Here is a 16834-nt window from a genome sequence, read left to right as displayed (position 1 = left end):
GTGTTCATCAGTCGAACTTGACCAAATCCTTGAAGATCAGGTGGCCCCAGCTGTTTCCGCGCGCCTGCACAAGCAGCCCGCCTTCCGAAAGCCCGCCGAGCTTGATCGGCGCGAAGCCGAGAGTTTCCGCAAGCGTGCCAATCGCCGCTGCGGCAGCGTCATCGTCGCTCGCCAGGAACACGACTCTCCTGCCACCATGGACGGCCGGATCCTGGGCAAGGACGGCAGCACCCAAATGGTTGAAGCCCTTGACCAGTCGACCGCCGGTGAAGGCTTGCGCGAGGGCCTTGGACGAAGGTTGTCCCCCCAGTTTCTCAGGCGGCACGCCGTAGGCGTTGGTCACATCGACGATCGTCTTGCCCTGCCAGGTGGGCAGCGCTTTCGCGACATCCTGGTGCGACTCGAAACGGACCGCCAAAAAGACGATGTCCGCCTTGACGGCGTCCGCCAGCTTTTTGGGAATGATCGAGGGTCCGATCACGGCCGCGGCGGATGTAAAGCTTTCCGGGTCGCGCGTGGTTGCAACGGAGACTTCGATGCCGTTGCGGGCAAACGCGCTGGCCAGGGCTTGGCCGATAGGGCCGAAGCCGATGATTGCGTAGCTCATGATGTTTCTCCGAACTTGTGTCGATGGCGCGGTCAGACCTGGGCCATGCCGCCATCGACGGCGAGCTCCACGCCGGTGATGTAAGAACTTTCATCGGAGGCGAGGAACGTGACGGCAGCCGCGATTTCCTCCGGCTTGCCCCTGCGACCCATCGGGACCTGTGAAGCAAATTGGCTGGCCGCTTGCTCGGCTTGCTCGCGGGTCAAGCCCGTCGTCGTCTCCAGGGCGGGGGTCTCCGTTGGCCCGGGGCTCATCGTATTGACGCGGATTTTGCGGTCCTTCAGCTCCAGCGTCCAAGCGCGCGAGAAGCTGCGCACCGCCGCCTTGCTCGCGGCGTAGACGCTGAACCCCGGCAGCCCCTTCACGTTCGACACCGAAGAGTTCAGGATGATCGAACCGCCGTCCTTAAAGAGGGGGAGGGCTTTCTGCACCGTAAAGAACAGGCCCTTCACGTTCACATCGAAGGTCTGGTCGAAATGGGCCTTGGTCGCTAGCGCGAGCGGCGCGATTGTCCCCGCGCCTGCGTTCGCGAAGAGAATGTCGATGTGACCATGTTTCTCCTTCACGACGGCATAGAGCCGGTCCAGATCTTCCAGGCGCGACACGTCGCTCACGACCGTCGTCACGTTTCTCTCGATGAAGGCTGCGGCCTCCTTCAGCTCTTTCTCGCGTCGCCCGGTGATCACCACGTGCGCACCTTCGTCCACGAAGCGCTTGGCCGTGGCCAATCCAATGCCGCTGCTGCCGCCGGTGATGACGGCGATCTTGCCTTCTAGTTTTTTCATGATGTTTATCTTTCATTGTGTGTGGGCCAGGCGCGGGACCGCGCCGGGATCAGAGTTGCGCCAGGCCGCCGTCGACGGCGACTTCGCTGGCGGTCATGAAGCTGCTGTCCGAGGAGGCGAGAAAGGCAGCCACCGCCCCGATCTCCGCCGGATCGGCCATGCGCTGCAGCGGAGTCATCGCGGCGAACACCTTCTGTCCCTCTTCGCCCAGCGCTTCCTTCGCGAGTTCGGTCGCGGTCGCTCCGGGCGACAGCACGTTGACCCGGATGCCGCTGCCTTTCAGGTCCTCCGCCCAGGTCCGCGCGAGGTTTCGCACGGCCGCCTTGCTCGCGCTGTAGGCGCTCATGGCCGGGGCGCCCGTCGTGCCGGCGCTCGATCCCGTCAGGATGATCGAACCGCCCCGGCGCATCAGCGGCAGCGCCTTCTGCACCGTGAAAATCGTACCCTTCACATTGGTGTCGAAGGCCTCATCGATGTGCGCGGCGGTGATCTTGCCGAGCGCAAGCTGACTTCCCGCGCCGGCATTGGCGAAGACGATGTCGAGGGTTCCGCGCTCGGCCTTCACCGCCGCGTAGAGGCGGTCGAGGTCGGCTTCATCCGAGACTGAGCCCTTCACCGCGCGGGCATTGGGCCCGAGGGCGGCGACAGCAGCGTCGAGGGCTTGCTGTCGGCGGCCGAAGATGAAGACGAAAGCGCCATCCTCGATGAAGCGCTTTGCCGCGGCGCGGCCGATGCCGGTCGCGCCACCCGTGATGACTGCAACCTTGCCGTCAAGCTTTCCCATGATGTCTCCTGTCGTGGTGTCGGGGCAGCATCTGCTCCCGAGGACCCCGACATAGGTCCGCCGGCCCCAGGCGTTGAGTGCGGAAGCGCGCACATCGGTGGTGCGAAATCGATCCGGCCGGACGACTAACGCCGACGGCGACGATCGGTGTCCGTCGCTCAGAATGGGCCCTGCTGGCCGGAACCGGCTATGATGACTGCCCATACTGCTGTAGGAGGCATCAGATACGGCTTGAAAGGCGCACCGCGCGGTGCGGGATTGCACCATGATCGACTGGGACGATGTTCGCTATTTTCTAGCCGTCGCGCGGGGAGGCTCGGTGCGGGCGGCCGCCGAGCACCTCGGCGTGAACCACGCGACCGTGCTGCGACGCATCGCCCAGCTCGAGGAACGCCTCGGGGTCCAGATGTTCGAAAAGCTGCCTTCGGGCTACCGGCTGACGGCTGCGGGCGAGGAGGTCCTCGAATTCGCCGACCAGATGGAAGCCTCGTCACACCAGCTGGAGACGCGCGTGTTCGGGCGCGATCAGAGCGTGCGCGGGCGTCTGCGGGTGACGCTGGCGCCGCCGATGGCGACACATTTGCTGATGCCTGATTTCGCCGATTTCGCGCGTCTGCATCCCGATATCGAGATGGATGTCCTGTCGTTCGGCGAACTGGCAAATCTGACCAACCGTGAGGCCGACGTCGCGATCCGCGTCGTCTACGACCGCAAAACCCTGCCGCAAAATCTTCATGGCATGAAGGGACCGGAGCTGTTCGGCGCCGTCTACATGTCCAGGGATCGACTGGCCGCGTGGCGTGCGGGCGCGCCGGATCCCTTCCGCTGGATCGTCATCAGCATGCACGGCATCCCGGATTGGGCCAGCGCGGGCGAGGTTCGCACCACGGGCGTTCCATTCAGGACCAGTGACGCCGGAGCGCAGATCGCTGCTGTCCGGCAAGGGCTGGGGATCACGACACTGCCGTGCTTCGTCGGCGATGCCGACCCGCTGCTGGTGCGGGTGCCCGGGACCGACCTGCACATGTACGGAACGGTCTGGCTCCTCACGCAGGGAGAGACGCGCAAGACCAAGCGCGTGCGGCTGTTCACGGAGTTCGTATCACGCAGGCTCGCCGCGTACGCGCCGCTGCTGGCGGGGCTGTCGGTGGCGGGCGAGTGACGCGGGGCGGGTCGTGGGCGGAAAGCTTGGCCTCGACAGATCAATGCGTTATCGTGCTTCCGAAACAATCGAGTGGGAGTAGGGTTGTGACTGCTATTGATCCAGCATCGCTGGGTGTTGTTTCCTGGAGAGGCAGCGCCGCTTAGGTCATGGGGTTTGGGGTATTCATCCATCGATTGGACTCGATCTACGACGACAGCCCCGCTGAGCAGTACCAATTTCCCAGTCAATATCTTCATCGCGTTGAAGCCTGCATCGGCGATTGGATAGTATATTACGAACCGAGCAAGGTTGCTGAAACGCGCGGTTACTTTGCAATTGCTCGGGTTCAGCAGGTTCTTCCCGATCCCGGTACTTCCGGGATGTATCTCGCTTTAATGGAACCGGGAAGCTATCTCGATTTTGCCAATTCAGTCCCATTCAACGGACCGACGGGTCCAGTAGAGCGCGGTGTTCTTAACGAACAGGGGCGGATTTCAGGACGCGCTCAGTCCGCAGTCCGCCCAATCTCTCCCGACGATTTCAATAGAATATGCGAGCTTGGTTTCGCGGAGAACGCGCCGCTGCTGCCGCGGCGCGACGGCGACCTTCCATCGCTCGATCTTAACGACCAGCCGCAGGTGCCATTCGCGGTTGAGCAGCAGCGCGACCGTGTTAGCGTAACGATCTCGAAAGTCCTGCGTGATCGAGTTTTCCGCCGCATCGTGCTGCCTGCCTATGAAGAGCGTTGCGCCGTCACCGGCCTCAAGCTCATCAATGGAATGGGGCGCGCGGAGGTCGCGGCGGCTCACATACGCTCCGTCGAGGCAAACGGGCCGGACATCATCAGCAATGGCGTTGCTCTTTCGGGCACCGCACATTGGATGTTTGATCGTGGTCTCATCAGCTTCGCGGACGATCTGGAGATATTGATCTCGCGCCAGACAAACGATCTGGAGGGAGTGCAATCGATCATCAACAAGACGGGGCGCGCTCTTGCGCCGCGTCGTGCGTCAGATCGGCCACCTCCGCACTTCTTAAAGTGGCACCGCGAGCATTGTTTCAAGCAATAAGCAAAACCATACGGCTCATGCGCTCGTACCCGCCCGCCGCTGAGCCGCAATCAGCATCTCCACAAACGCGGTCACCTTCGGCGGGCGGAAGCGGGCTGCGGGGTAGACCGTGTGGATGCCGCCGGATGGCAGTTGCCATTGCGGCAGGATGTGGATGAGGCGGCCCGCCGCGAGATCGTCGGCCACCAGGAAATCCGGCAGCACCGAAAGGCCGCCGCCGGCGAGCACCGCTGCGAGCACCCCCGGCGTCGTGTCGATGGCGATGCTCGCCTGCAGGCGCACGGCGCGTCGGTCGAGATCACCGCGCGAGAACTGCCACAGCAACGGCTCGCGCAGCGCCATGTTGGCGATGAACGGTAGCGTCACCAATTCGTCGGGATCGCGCGCGGCGGCGATCCGATCCGCGAATGCGGGAGCGCCGACCAGACATTGCCGGAACGATCCGATCTTGCGCGCCTGCAGGCTGGAGTCGACCAGCCACCCCACACGGATCGCCATGTCGATCTGGCCTGAGGCGAGATCGACGGTCTGATCTCCGAGCGTCAACTCCACGCGGCAGTGGGGATAGCGTGCCGCGTAGGCCGTGACGACGGCGACGACGACGGCGGTGCCGTAGTCGTTGGGCGCCGTGATCCGCAAGGTGCCGGTCGGCGCGGCGGCTGCCTGAGCGAGCTCGTCGAAGGCATCCTCCGCTTCGCGCAGGATCATGACGCAGCGCGCATGAAACATGCGGCCCGCCTCGGTCGGATGAACCCGGCGCGTCGTGCGCACGAGCAGGCTGGTGCCGAGATCGCGCTCCAGCTGCGCCACCTGCTGGCTCACCACGGCCTTGGTGATGCCGAGCCGTTCGGAGGCCCGCGTGAACGATCCGCTGTCCACGACGGCTGCGAAATAGGCCAGTCGGTTCAGGTTCATAGGTTCTGCCCGGTCAGATTTATTGTCAGTCAATACCATACATTATGTCTGTTTTGTTGATATTTATCTACCAATGTGCGCGTGCCACATTGCGGTTCAAGGAGATCGCCATGTCCGCGCCCATTCAAATCACCTACCTGTTCGATCCGCTCTGCGGCTGGTGCTACGGCGCCGCCACGCTGCTCGAACAGCTCGTGACCCGTCCGGATTTCGCTGTCGAACTTGCGCCGACAGGTCTGTTCGCCGGCGAGGGCGCCCGTCCGATGGACGACGGCTTTGCCGCTTATGCCTGGAGCAACGACCAGCGGATTTCGCGCTTGAGCGGCCAGCCCTTCAGCGAAGCCTATCGCCGCGATGTGCTGGGCGACCGTACGCGCCTGTTCGATTCCGGTCCGGCGACACTGGCGCTCACGGCTGTCGCGCTCACGGCGCCTGATCGGGAGTTCGCGGCGCTGAAGGCCTTCCAGCTCGTCCGCTATGTCGAGGGCCGCGACAGCACGGACATCTCCGTTCTGTCGGATGTGCTGCGCGCGATGAATTTGCCGGAGGTTGCCGCGCGCCTGGCGAGCCCCGACGCCGCGTTGATCGCCGCGTATCGCGCACGCCTCGAGGCCGCGCGTGCCGAGATGCGCCGGTTCGGCGTCAGCGGCGTCCCGGCCCTGATCGTAGGGGCCGGCGATGACCGCCGCCTCGTGCAGGCAAGCGCCCTGTTCGGCAGCCTGGACGTCCTCGTCGACGGACTGAAGGCGGCCTGAGCGCCGCGATCAACAGAGACCGGACCATCCAGCTTTCATTTCGCAATCGTAGACAAGCACCAGGAGACCAACATGCTGACAAGGAGAACCATCATGAAAACCACTCTCGCCGCGGGCGCCGCCGCCGTCTTCGCACGCGCAGGCCTCGGCCATGCCGCGGGCGGGCTCGCCTGGAAGCATTTTCCAGCCGGACAGAACGGCTTCTTCCGGGCGCCCGTTCTGGTGTCCGGGCCGAGCGAAGCCGTGCTGATCGATGGCGGCTTCACGCTGTCCGATGGCAAGGCTGTCGCCGACGCCATCAAGGCCACCGGCAGGAAGCTCACCACCATCTATATCAGCCAGTCGGACCCGGATTATTATTTCAGCCTCGGCGCGATCAAGGCTGTCTTCCCCGAGGCCCGCGTGCTCGCGTCGCCAGCGACATTGGCGGCCATTCACGCCAGCGTCGAAAAGAAGCTTGCCGTCTGGGGCCCGCAGCTCAAGGCGAACGGCCCGCAGGTGCTGGCCGATGTGGTCATCCCCGAAGCGTTCGACGGCAAGACGCTCAGCGTCGACGGCGAGACCATCGAGATCGTCAGCGCCGACGGCCTGGCCAACCGGCGCTATCTGTTCGTACCCTCGCTCAACGCGGTGTTCGGCGGCGTCCTGATCTTCTCCGGCGTCCATGTCTGGACCGCCGACACGCCGACCAGGGAGCAGCGTGCCGCCTGGATCGCCAATCTCGAAAAGATCGCGGCGCGCAAGCCGGCGATCGTCGTGCCCGGCCATTTGTCGGCGGATGCGAAGACCGACCTGTCCGGTGTCGAGCACACCATCGCCTACCTCAAGGCGTTCGACGAAGAGTTGGCCAAAACCAAGGATTCGGCGGCGCTCAAGGCGGCGATGGAAGCGCGCTTCCCCGGCCTCGGCATGGGCGTTGCGCTCGACATCGGCGCCAAGGTCGCCACCGGCGAGATGAAGTGGGGTTGAGATGGGGGCGAACCTCGACCTGATCCGCGCCACCTATGAGGGATCATCGTCGGAAGAGAACGGCCGCAACTTGCTGGCCGCTCTCGCTCCCGATGCCGCATGGACCGAAGCGGAAGGGTTTCCATACGCGGGCACCTATGTCGGGGCGGACGCGATCATATCAGGCGTGTTCCGGCGTCTCGCCACCGAATGGACCGGCTACCGCGCCGATGTTCACACCTATCTCGAAGACGGCGACCGCGTCGCCGCCTTCGGCGTCTACTCCGGGACCTACAAGGCGACGGGCAAGTCCATGCGCGCCAATTTCGCGCATCTTTATCTGGTGAAGGACGGCAAGATCGCCAGCATGACCCAATATGTCGACACCGCGATGGTGCAAAAGGCATTGGAGCCTGCCGGCCGGTAACAGCCGCATCACGTCGGAATGTAGGAGTGGGGAGCCCGCGACATGCGGGCTCCCCTTTTTCGTTCCGGCGTCTGCTAGATCTTGATGGAATTGTGCGCGGCCGAGGAAGTCCACCGCGCGCGTGAACGTGGTCATGGATATCCGTGCCAAACCGCAAGATCGGTCGAGCGTGTCATGGCCGTCAGCGACTAGATGGAGCCGCCACGGAGGAGGGACGATGAAGGCGGCGCTGCAAAACTATCAGGACCGCATGCGACGGGTGCTGGACCATATCGACCGGCATCTCGACGGAGATCTGGACCTGGACGGCTTAAGCGCTGTTGCCGCCTTCTCGAAATTTCATTTCGACCGGCAGTTCTCGGCAACCTTCGGATTATCTGTGCATCGCTATGTCCAGCTGGCCCGCATGAAGCGCGCTTCGCACCAGCTGGCCTATATGGACGCCCTTGATGTCACGGATGTTGCGATGGATGCCGGTTACGACGCACCGGATGCCTTCGCCCGCGCCTTTCGGCAACGGTTCGGGCAATCTCCGTCGTCGTTCCGGAAGTCTCCCGACTGGGAGCCGTGGCTTGCGGCCTTAGGGCCTCTCGACAACGCCAGGAGCAAGCTCATGCAGAAGACGTTTACCACCGACGACGTGACGATCCGCGATGTGCAACCCACCAAGGTGGCGATCATGGAGCATCGCGGCGACCCGGCTACGCTTCCCGCCACAATCCAGCGCTTCATCGCGTGGCGCAAGGCGGCTCACCTGCACCCCAGCACAAGTCCGACCTTCAATGTCTGGCGTTCCGAGCGGCGGCCTGCGTCACCCGCCGATTACAGCGTGGACCTTTGCGTCGGGACCGCACAAGCGATCGTGGCGAACGGCGAAGAAATCAAGGCCGGCGAGATCCCCGGCGGACGCTGCGCGGTGCTGCGCGTTGTCGGTTACACCGACAATCTGGAGCCCGCCGCGCTCTATCTTTATCGCAACTGGCTTCCCGCCAGCGGCGAAGAAGCACGCGACTTCCCGATCTATTGCCAGCGGCTGAGCTTCTTCCCGGAGGTGCCGGAGCACGAGACGGTCGCGGACGTTTTTCTGCCGCTGAAATAGCGCCGCTCGCGGCGGCCTGTCGCTTCCGATCACGGAAACGGGCAGGCCGCCATTCCCCGATCAATATCGCCACGATGTGATCCCGCGTTCAACTCGGGAAACGGGTGGCAGCTCGCCGGTGCCTGATGTCTTGTTCGGCTCCTTTTTGACATCAGGAGAGTCTCGCGGTGGAACTGGCCAACAAGACGATCATCATAACCGGCGCCAGCAGCGGTATCGGTGCTGCCGCAGCGTCGCTGTTCGCGTCCGAAGGCGCCGATGTGGTGCTCGGGGCGCGTCGCGGCCCCGAGCTGCAGGCCGTTGTTGCAAGCATCAAGAGCGCCGGAGGGCGCGCGACGTTTCTCGCCGGGGATGTTCGGGACACCGGCTATGCAGCCCGCCTTGTCGAGCACGCCGTCAAGACTTTCGGAAAGCTCGACGGCGCTTTCAACAATGCCGGCATTGTCGGCGAGATGACGCCAGTCCCCGAGATGAGCGTCGAAAACTGGACCGATGTGCTTGCGGTGAATCTCACCTCGGCGTTCCTCAGCGCGAAGGCGCAGATCCCGGCACTGCGCAAGCAGGGCGGCGGTTCGATCGTTTTCACCTCGTCCTTCGTTGGCTTCAGCAACGGGGGCCTGCCGGGAATGGCGGCGTACGCAGCCTCAAAGGCAGGACTGATCGGCCTGGCTCAATCACTGGGCGCCGAGCATGCGGCCGAAGGCATTCGCGTCAACGCGCTTCTGCCTGGAGGGACCATCACCCCGGCGGCGGGCGAAGGAAATCCCGACGCCCTGAATTTCATCGCCGGGCTCCACCCGATGAAGCGGATGGCCAGTCCCAAGGAGATCGCGCAGGCGGCGGTTTTTCTCCTGAGCGACCGGGCATCGTTCATGACGGGCAGCCCCATGACGGTTGACGGCGGCATGTCGGTCCGCCTGACCTGACCACGAATCCGCTCGGGCCCGATCGACGGGGCTCTGCGCCGTCGATCGAGCCAATTGATAGCGGGGCGCGCAGTGCGCGAAAGGCCTGCTTCACCCGTGCGCCTCCTGCCAGTGCGGATAGGTGACATAGGCGGTGACGGCGCCTTGCTCATGCGAGCGAATGGTGACCTGCGTGCCCTTGGGCATGTGGACGGTCTCGCCCGGACCGGCGGTCACGGTGCCGGCGTTGCTCGACACCGAGAGCTTCCCTTCGAGCACGATCATCACGTCGTCGACGGCGATTGTCTCGTCGAGGATCTGGTTCGGCGCGTAGCGGCCGTAGCCGATGGTGATCGGCGCGCCGTGACGCTGGTCGATCACGTTGCCGACGAATATGTCGCCATCCTGGCCGGGCGAACGCTCGAGCGTTGCGTCCGAGATGGCAAACTTGCGAACTTGCATGAGATGTCGTCCGTCTTTTCAAAGTGGGCGGGTTGAGGACGATAGAAGCCTCAGGCAAGTGTTTTGTTCAGCGCGCCTTGCGGGACCGTTTGACGCAGATGGTGCGACGATGGCTGGCGCGCAGGAGACGATTGGTGCCCAGCCCACGGCGACGGTCGCCTCGGCGCAAACACTGGATGTTCGCCACGCGTCTCCATGATACGAAACCCCCGTCGTTCGCTTCCGGAGCCAATGTTCATGTCTGCCACCGCGCCGAGTCAGTCGCCCGCAACCTCCGCCGAAACCGATCCCGAAACACTCGGCTGGATGAAAGGCTTCCCGCCGTCTCCGGACCGCACCATCAGCTTCCAGGATGGTTCGTTCCGCAGCTTCCCCGAGCTACGCTGGGCATGGAGCAACATCCGCCAGCTGGTGCCGACCGTGAATGTCTGGCGCGGGGCGGGGCCTGCATCGGTGTTGCCGCGGGAAGACCACGACATCGGTGCGTCGGCCTCGACCACCATGGACAGGCGGCCCATGACGTTCGCGAAGATGCTCGAGGAAACCTACACCGACGGCATCGCCGTGCTGCATCGGGGCAAGCTGATCTATGAGCGCTATTTCGGCGCGTTGAAGCCGCACAAGCCGCATATCGCGATGTCGGTGACGAAGTCGTTCACCGGCTTGCTCGCCGGCATTCTGGTCGCCGAGGGCAAGATCGATCCGCAGGCGCCCGTCACGGACTATGTGCCGGAGCTGAAGGCGAGCGCGTTCGGCGACGCGCGCGTGCACGAGGTCATGGATATGACCCCCGGGCTCGAATACACCGAAATCTACACCGACAAGAACTCGCATGTGTGGGGACTGCGGCGCGCCAACGGCATGGCGCCGATTCCACCCGACTATGACGGTGCGACCACCATCTTCGATTTCCTGGTCGGGCAAAAGAAGCAGGGCGAGCACGGCAAGGTCTTTGCCTACAAGACCGTCAACACAGACGTGCTGGCCTGGATCATCCGGCGCGTCAGCGGCATGACGTTGTCCGATCTGCTCTCCGAGCGCATCTGGCAGCCGATGGGCGCGGAGGAAGACGCGCATTACCACGTCGATCGCATCGGCACCGAAAGCGGCGGCGGCGGCCTGTCGACCTGCTTGCGCGATCTCGCCCGATTCGGCGAGACCATGCGCAATCACGGCCGCTTCAACGGCCGGCAGATCGTGCCTTCATCTGTCGTCGAGGACATCGCGCGCGGCGGCGATCCCGAAAAATTCAAGCCGGCTGGCTACACCACGCTAACAGGTGCCTCCTATCGCAATCAATGGTGGGTCACGCACAACGCCCACGGCGCCTATATGGCGCGTGGCGTTCACGGCCAGGGCATCTATATCGATCCCAAGGCCGAGATGGTGATCGCGCGCTACGCCTCGCACCCCGCAGCGGGCAACGCCGCCAACGATCCCGTGACGCTGCCGGCCTACATGGCGCTGGCGAAGGAGCTGATGGCGAGCGGGTGAGGCCGCCTACGGCAGCTCCCGCCAGCGCATCGGCAGAATGCCGTCCTGCCTGAAACTGTCGATGAAGCGGAACCGGGCGGCTTGCGGATTGGGACGGGCTTCGATCGGTGTGCCCAGGATCTGCACGACGTCGTTCTCGTCATAGGTGGGCCAGGGTGGCAGGCCTGATCCGTTGGGATCGCCGTGCGCTGCGAAATTCACCCAATAGGCCATCATGGTCCGCGCCAGAGCGCGGTCCTCTTCGGCCGGCGGTGCCGAGCTGCCGATCACCTGCTGCGGAGTGAGTGTGCCGAACACGAACGGAATTTCAGTCACGTGCGAGGCGATCGGCGTGTAGTGCGAGGTATAGCTGAAGTGATAGCCGTAGACCGGCGCTCGTCCCCCGCGCCGATGCAGACGCAGCCACTGCCAGCATTGCTCGCCGACCACGATGTCGCCCGTGAGCGCCGCCGCGGAAGTCCTGGCCTCCGCATCGGTCGCCGCGGGATAGACCTTCAAGAAATCGTTCATGCGCCCCTTCCCGAACATCGCCTCGGCCGCGGCGAGAAAGACTTGTGCCGATTGATCAGGGAGTGACTGCGAACGGAAAGGAAATTCCTCGGCCGCATTCCAGCCCGCCAGCAGCGGGATGTGCATCTGTTCGCCGCGCCGGAAGCGCCGCGCGGGCACATCAGGAACGACAAGACCATCGATACTCGGCGAGAAGGCCGTCACGACCGGGCTGTTCCTGAAACTCCACGGCGCGGCTGCATTCAACGAATCGGCCGGCATGCTGCGCAAAGCTGCGATCGACGCGTTGTCCTGTTGCCGGGCAAAAGCGAGACCACGCGCGCGGGCTTCTTCAAAGCCCTGAAGCGGGCCGTGTTTGCCATCCCAGAACGCGCCGCTCTGTCCTATGGCCTTGTGAAACAGTCCGTGCGCGAGCGGCGAGGCGATCAGGATTCCGACGGCCATGGCGCCGGCGGATTCGCCGAACACGGTGACGTTCTCGGGGTCGCCGCCGAAGCCGGCGATGTTGGCCTTGACCCAGCGCAGCGCCGCCAGTTGATCCTGCAGGCCGTAATTGCCTGAAGGCGCCTCCGCGTCGAGATCGGGGTGGGCGAAGAAGCCTAAGATGCCGAGGCGGTAGTTGAAGCTGACGACGACGACACCTTTCGCTGCTAGCGCGTTGCCATCGGTTGCGGGATTCGCCGAGGAGCCGAACTGAAAGCCGCCGCCGTGAATCCACACCATCACGGGCCGCTTCTCATCCGCGTGCTTCGCCGCGGTCCAGATGTTGAGATAGAGGCAATCCTCGTCGCGCGGTCCCGGCCGCGGGTCGTTTTCGAGCGCCGATAGACACCCCGCGCCGAACACAAGCGCATCGCGCACGCCATCCCAGGACTCCGGGGGCTGCGGAGCGCACCAACGCAGAGGCCCGACCGGCGGTGCTGCGTAGGGAATGCCTTTGAACGAGATCACGCCGCTTGCATCGCGCGGGCCGCCACGCACGGCCCCCGCTTGCGTGCGGACCACGCGTTGCAGCCCGGCTGCTGTCGTACTCGTGAAACCATGCATGGCCGTTTCTTTCGATAGCGTGGGCGGCGCCCGGACGCCCCCCGGGCAGGTTCAGGCGGCACCCTATCGACATTCCTCTTCGCTCGATTTAGATGTTCTGCCAATCAATTTCTAAAAACCGGCAAACATGCGGCAGCCGCTCCGTTTTCCATGGCCTGATCTTGATGTGGATGATGTCTCCGCGCCCGTTATCGCCGTGCGCGTCGACGTGATCGGGACCAACGACGAGGTGCCCGATCACAGGCACCGCAAGGGGCAACTTGTCTTTGCGCTGGGCGGCGCCGTGACGTGCCGCGTTCCCACCGGTCTGTGGATGGTGCCGCCGCATTGCGCGGTGTGGATTCCAGGAGGCATGCAGCACAGCAACCTCGCGACGGAAAACGCCCGGCTGTTTTTCGTCTACATCGAGCCTGAGGTCGTGGACCTGCCGGATCGGTGCTGCACGCTTTCGATCTCCCCACTGCTGCGTGAAGTGATCGTCGAGCTGGCCAATCAGATCGCGGATGACGAGGCGAGGGTGGAGCTTCTGGCGAGCGTCCTGCTGCGCGAGCTTCCCCGCATGCCGGTTCAGCAGCTGCATCTGCCGCTCTCGCCCGAGCCGCGGTTGAAGAAGATTGCCGCGGCGCTGGCGAAAAACCCTTCCGATCGCAGGACGTTGGCCGAATGGGCCGATCGCGTCGCGCTGAGCGAGAGCAGCCTCGCGCGTCTCGTGGTCAGGGAGACGGGCTTAAGCTTCGGGCGGTGGCGCCAGCAATTGCACCTGATCGTCGCCTTGCGGGAGCTGACGTCCGGCGCGAGCGTGCAGCAGGTGTCCGCCGATCTCGGCTACGACTCCGTCGCGGCCTTCATCACCATGTTCAAGAAGGCGCTCGGGAAACCACCAGGGAAATATCTGAGCGGTATTTTCCCTGAATATAAGAATTGACTTATATTAGCGTCGACCGATATTAATCCTGGCACGAAACGACAAGGAGGAGCGCCATGGAGATCGACGTCGTCAGGGTATTAGGGCTGGTTACGCGTTCGGTGAGGAATTTCGAGAAGGACGGGAAGGCAGCCAGTGCGGTGACACTGACGCGGCTTTACGAGACCAGCGTCGACGATCTCTGGGACGCAGTGACCAGCGAGCAACGCATTCCGCGCTGGTTCTTGCCGGTCGAGGGAGATCTCCGGCTCGGCGGAAAATACCAGCTCAAGGGGAATGCAGGCGGGACCATCACGGCATGTACGCCGCCGACCCATTTTGCGGCGACCTGGGAATTCGGCGGCGCGATGAGCTGGATCGACGTCAAGCTGACGGCAGAACGAAGCCAGGCGCGGCTGACGCTCGAGCACACCGCGATGATCGAGGATCATTGGAATCAGTTCGGTCCAGGGGCAGTCGGGATCGGCTGGGATCTCGCCATTGCCGGGCTGGAGCGATATGTTGCGACCGGGGCATCGGTCAACCATGAGACGGCCGAGGCATGGATGGGCTCTCCCGCGGGCAAGGAATTCATGACGAGCAGCGGCGAGTATTGGCGCGCAGCGCATGTCGCAAGCGGCGTGGATCCTGCGTCCGCGAAACAGCGGTCGGACCGTACCATCGCTTTCTATCGCGGCGAGACGCCGCCCGACGTGGCGCATCCGGGCACAGGAAGCTGATGCAAATCTTCGAGGTCCTTGCCGACCCCGTCCGCCGTCGCATCCTCGAGCTGCTTGCGCCCGGCGAGATGGCGTCCGGCGAGGTCGTCGAAGTGATCGGAGCGGAGTTCGGGATCACGCAGGCCGCCGTGTCGCAGCACCTCAAGGTGCTGCGCGAGAGCGGCTTCGCGACGGTTCGGGCGGAGGCGCAAAGACGGCTCTATTCGGTCGATGCTGCGGGCCTCCAAGCGGTGGATGCATGGATCGGTCAGTTCCGCAATTTCTGGGAGCCGAAGCTGGATGCGCTGGCGACGGAAATCGCGCGCGGCAAACGCGAGCGTCGTAACGCGCCAATGAGCAAGCGGAGCGGGAAGCGGGCGTGAAGGCATCGCGGCCACGCCTCATGGAGACGTTTCCGTTCTTTGCCCGGCGGGGGATGGGCTTAAGCGGCGGCATCTCGGTGTCGCCCGGGCTGGCGGCCCATCTGAGGCCGTACTGCAGGTTCGCGGCCTGCGCGGCGGCGACAAGCTGTACAAAGCCCCAGACGATTGCGGCGGGCAGCATCGATAGCTCGAAGCTCATCGCCATTGGCTGTCCCCCAATCTGCAAGAAATCAGCGCGATCCCGGGTGCCATCCGGGAGTTTGGGAATCTCGGGATCGAGGTGATCCCAGGCATATCCGCGCGAGCAGAACAGCACGACGGACGGTTTGAACGTGCTGGCATCGTGCAGCGTGCCGACATAGATGCCGATTAAGTCCAGCTTCTCGTCCGGCTTGTTGTAGATAGGCGAGCCGCAGTTCGGACAGAACCCTTTGCGCTTGACCGCGCCGCTGACGGCAGTGCGCTCGATTTCGCGCACCTCGCCTGTCACCGCGACTGCGCTGCGCGGGAACACGAAGATGGAGCTGTGGCCGCTGCCGGTATCGCGCTGACAGTCGCTGCACTGGCATTGGAAGCCGCGGATCGGCGCGGACGCAATGGTGTAACAAACCGCGCCGCAGGCACAACGACCTGAATATGTCATTCGTCTCCCTCCCAACGGGCCGGCGCGATTTCACACAAGCCGGATATTTGCCGGCCCGCTCACTCGCGCGACATCTTCTCGAACCTCTTCACCAGCCGCTCCCGCTTCAGCCGCGACAGGCGCTGGATCCAGAACATGCCGTCGAGCTGGTCGATCTCGTGCTGGTGGCAGACAGCACGCAAGGCTTCCGACTCCTCTTTGTGCATGCTGCCGTCGAGATCCCGATAGCTGATCCGCACGCGGGCGTGGCGCTGGACCTCGTCGTTGACGCCGGGCATCGAGACGCTGCCTTCGCGATGCAGGATCATCTCGGGTGAGGCCCATTCGATCTCCGGATTGACATAGGTCTGTGCACCGTCCCTGGCGTCGAGCTCGAGCACGACGACGCGCAAGGGCACGCCGACATGCGGCGCCGTGATGCCGATCCCGGGCGCGGCGCGCATGGTCTCGAGCAGATCATTTGCAAGCTCGCGGAGCGCATCGTCGAACGCGGTGACGGGGTGAGCCGGCATCGCGAGCCGGCGGTCGGGATAGCGGACGATCGGGCGAATGGTCATGCAAGCTCCTAGCACTCACGGATGGTTGAAGCATCCCGTTCTTGACGCCCTACCAACTGGAAGGTAGCTAGGGACCATGACCCACGTTTCCTCGACAGCCGACGACATCCTGGCCTGCGCGCGCAGCTTGATCATCGCGGGCGGCTACAATGGTTTCAGCTACGCCGACGTGGCCGAGGTGGTCGGTATCCGCAAGCCGAGCATCCACCATCATTTCGCCAGCAAGGTCGATCTGGTCCGCACGCTCGTGTCGCGCTACCGCGCCGAAGCCGAGGCGGGACTGTCCGCGCTCGAGCGCAATGTCCCTGATCCGCGCGACCAGCTCGAAAACTATGTCGCGTACTGGAAGGCGTGCATCAATGATGCGACAGCGCCGTTCTGCGTGTGCGCGCTGCTGGCCAGCGAGCTTCCGATCCTGCCGGAGGAGGTTGCGCTCGAAGTCCGTGCGCACTTCCGCTCCTTGGCTTCCTGGCTGACGGCCGTCATGGAGCGTGGCAAGCGGAAAGGGCAACTCAAACTCTCCGGCACAGCCCGCGTCGAGGCCGAAGGATTCATGGCGACCATTCACGGCGCCATGCTGTCGGCGCGTGCCTATGGCGATCCAAAGATGTTCGGTGTGATTACCACCCCGCTGCTGGACCGGCTGTCCAACAAGCACTGAGAGACATCGGCGAGA

General features: G+C 64.0%; 19 protein-coding genes and 1 pseudogene. 12 read left to right on the top strand and 8 right to left on the bottom strand.

Annotation, left to right across the window (positions count from 1 at the left end; genetic code table 11):
* Positions 1 to 7 precede the first annotated feature (7 nt).
* The 3 genes from AC0L3B_RS10500 to AC0L3B_RS10490 are packed head-to-tail and all read right to left on the bottom strand — an operon-like array spanning position 8 to position 2176.
* Positions 8 to 607, bottom strand: a complete 600-nt coding sequence (locus AC0L3B_RS10500) for an NADPH-dependent F420 reductase (RefSeq protein ID WP_085395935.1) — start codon at positions 605 to 607, stop codon at positions 8 to 10.
* A 32-nt stretch (positions 608 to 639) separates the two neighbouring features.
* Positions 640 to 1392 carry an SDR family NAD(P)-dependent oxidoreductase gene (locus AC0L3B_RS10495; RefSeq protein WP_085395936.1) on the bottom strand — a complete coding sequence of 251 codons (753 nt, stop codon included), beginning with the start codon at positions 1390 to 1392 and terminating at the stop codon, positions 640 to 642.
* Positions 1393 to 1441: 49 nt separating this feature from the next.
* Positions 1442 to 2176, bottom strand: coding sequence for an SDR family NAD(P)-dependent oxidoreductase (locus AC0L3B_RS10490; RefSeq protein ID WP_085352864.1), 735 nt, complete (start codon positions 2174 to 2176; stop codon positions 1442 to 1444).
* Positions 2177 to 2441: 265 nt separating this feature from the next.
* Between AC0L3B_RS10490 and AC0L3B_RS10485 the strand changes: the two genes are divergently transcribed.
* Together AC0L3B_RS10485 and AC0L3B_RS10480 are read left to right on the top strand one after the other, a co-directional pair.
* A complete protein-coding gene (locus tag AC0L3B_RS10485; RefSeq protein WP_085395937.1) occupies positions 2442 to 3338 on the top strand; it encodes a LysR family transcriptional regulator in 897 nt (298 codons plus the stop codon).
* Positions 3339 to 3487: 149 nt separating this feature from the next.
* Positions 3488 to 4390: an HNH endonuclease gene (locus tag AC0L3B_RS10480; protein WP_473380363.1), complete on the top strand. Its 903-nt coding sequence runs from the start codon at positions 3488 to 3490 to the stop codon at positions 4388 to 4390.
* Positions 4391 to 4405: 15 nt separating this feature from the next.
* On the opposite strand, the gene AC0L3B_RS10475 is transcribed toward AC0L3B_RS10480, so the two are convergent.
* Positions 4406 to 5305, bottom strand: coding sequence for a LysR substrate-binding domain-containing protein (locus AC0L3B_RS10475; protein WP_473380362.1), 900 nt, complete (start codon positions 5303 to 5305; stop codon positions 4406 to 4408).
* Between the two features lie 110 nt (positions 5306 to 5415).
* Between AC0L3B_RS10475 and AC0L3B_RS10470 the strand changes: the two genes are divergently transcribed.
* From AC0L3B_RS10470 to AC0L3B_RS10450, 5 genes are all read left to right on the top strand, one after another.
* Positions 5416 to 6060 (top strand): DsbA family protein, encoded by a 645-nt coding sequence (locus tag AC0L3B_RS10470; protein WP_247396394.1) that lies wholly within the window; start codon positions 5416 to 5418, stop codon positions 6058 to 6060.
* A 72-nt stretch (positions 6061 to 6132) separates the two neighbouring features.
* Positions 6133 to 7029, top strand: coding sequence for an MBL fold metallo-hydrolase (locus tag AC0L3B_RS10465; RefSeq protein WP_446480213.1), 897 nt, complete (start codon positions 6133 to 6135; stop codon positions 7027 to 7029).
* Position 7030: 1 nt separating this feature from the next.
* A complete protein-coding gene (locus AC0L3B_RS10460; RefSeq protein ID WP_085352867.1) occupies positions 7031 to 7435 on the top strand; it encodes a nuclear transport factor 2 family protein in 405 nt (134 codons plus the stop codon).
* 217 nt (positions 7436 to 7652) lie between these two features.
* Positions 7653 to 8534, top strand: coding sequence for an AraC family transcriptional regulator (locus AC0L3B_RS10455; protein ID WP_473380361.1), 882 nt, complete (start codon positions 7653 to 7655; stop codon positions 8532 to 8534).
* Between the two features lie 167 nt (positions 8535 to 8701).
* Positions 8702 to 9460, top strand: coding sequence for an SDR family oxidoreductase (locus AC0L3B_RS10450; RefSeq protein ID WP_446480215.1), 759 nt, complete (start codon positions 8702 to 8704; stop codon positions 9458 to 9460).
* Positions 9461 to 9550: 90 nt separating this feature from the next.
* Here AC0L3B_RS10450 and AC0L3B_RS10445 read toward each other — a convergent pair whose 3' ends face one another.
* The gene (locus tag AC0L3B_RS10445; protein ID WP_085395943.1) at positions 9551 to 9901 is read right to left on the bottom strand and encodes an ethanolamine utilization protein; all 351 of its coding nucleotides are present in this window, start codon (positions 9899 to 9901) and stop codon (positions 9551 to 9553) included.
* 237 nt (positions 9902 to 10138) lie between these two features.
* Between AC0L3B_RS10445 and AC0L3B_RS10440 the strand changes: the two genes are divergently transcribed.
* Positions 10139 to 11395 carry a serine hydrolase domain-containing protein gene (locus AC0L3B_RS10440; protein WP_446480216.1) on the top strand — a complete coding sequence of 419 codons (1257 nt, stop codon included), beginning with the start codon at positions 10139 to 10141 and terminating at the stop codon, positions 11393 to 11395.
* 6 nt (positions 11396 to 11401) lie between these two features.
* On the opposite strand, the gene AC0L3B_RS10435 is transcribed toward AC0L3B_RS10440, so the two are convergent.
* On the bottom strand, positions 11402 to 12952 hold the full coding sequence (locus tag AC0L3B_RS10435; protein ID WP_473380360.1) for a carboxylesterase/lipase family protein: 1551 nt from the start codon (positions 12950 to 12952) through the stop codon (positions 11402 to 11404).
* A 127-nt stretch (positions 12953 to 13079) separates the two neighbouring features.
* On the opposite strand from AC0L3B_RS10435, the gene AC0L3B_RS10430 reads away from it, so the two are divergent.
* Genes AC0L3B_RS10430 through AC0L3B_RS10420 form a run of 3 tightly spaced genes read left to right on the top strand, consistent with a single transcriptional unit; the run spans position 13080 to position 14958 of the window.
* Positions 13080 to 13877: an AraC family transcriptional regulator gene (locus tag AC0L3B_RS10430; RefSeq protein WP_473380359.1), complete on the top strand. Its 798-nt coding sequence runs from the start codon at positions 13080 to 13082 to the stop codon at positions 13875 to 13877.
* A 56-nt stretch (positions 13878 to 13933) separates the two neighbouring features.
* A complete protein-coding gene (locus AC0L3B_RS10425) occupies positions 13934 to 14596 on the top strand; it encodes an SRPBCC family protein (protein ID WP_473380358.1) in 663 nt (220 codons plus the stop codon).
* Positions 14596 to 14958, top strand: a complete 363-nt coding sequence (locus AC0L3B_RS10420; RefSeq protein ID WP_018459176.1) for an ArsR/SmtB family transcription factor — start codon at positions 14596 to 14598, stop codon at positions 14956 to 14958. The genes AC0L3B_RS10425 and AC0L3B_RS10420 overlap by 1 nt, the downstream gene beginning before the upstream one ends.
* Positions 14959 to 15319: 361 nt before the next feature.
* Here AC0L3B_RS10420 and AC0L3B_RS10415 read toward each other — a convergent pair.
* A pseudogene (locus AC0L3B_RS10415) lies at positions 15320 to 15601 on the bottom strand (GFA family protein); the annotation flags it as partial.
* 59 nt (positions 15602 to 15660) lie between these two features.
* Positions 15661 to 16158 carry a peptide deformylase gene (locus AC0L3B_RS10410; RefSeq protein ID WP_085395946.1) on the bottom strand — a complete coding sequence of 166 codons (498 nt, stop codon included), beginning with the start codon at positions 16156 to 16158 and terminating at the stop codon, positions 15661 to 15663.
* A 76-nt stretch (positions 16159 to 16234) separates the two neighbouring features.
* Here AC0L3B_RS10410 and AC0L3B_RS10405 point away from each other — a divergent pair, with 76 nt between their 5' ends.
* Positions 16235 to 16819, top strand: a complete 585-nt coding sequence (locus AC0L3B_RS10405; RefSeq protein WP_085352877.1) for a TetR/AcrR family transcriptional regulator — start codon at positions 16235 to 16237, stop codon at positions 16817 to 16819.
* The last annotated feature ends 15 nt before the right edge of the window (positions 16820 to 16834 follow it).

This window comes from Bradyrhizobium sp. Kon56, from assembly GCF_055807635.1.
Note: the sequence above shows the minus strand (reverse complement) of the source record. Positions and strands in the feature narration are given on the sequence as shown.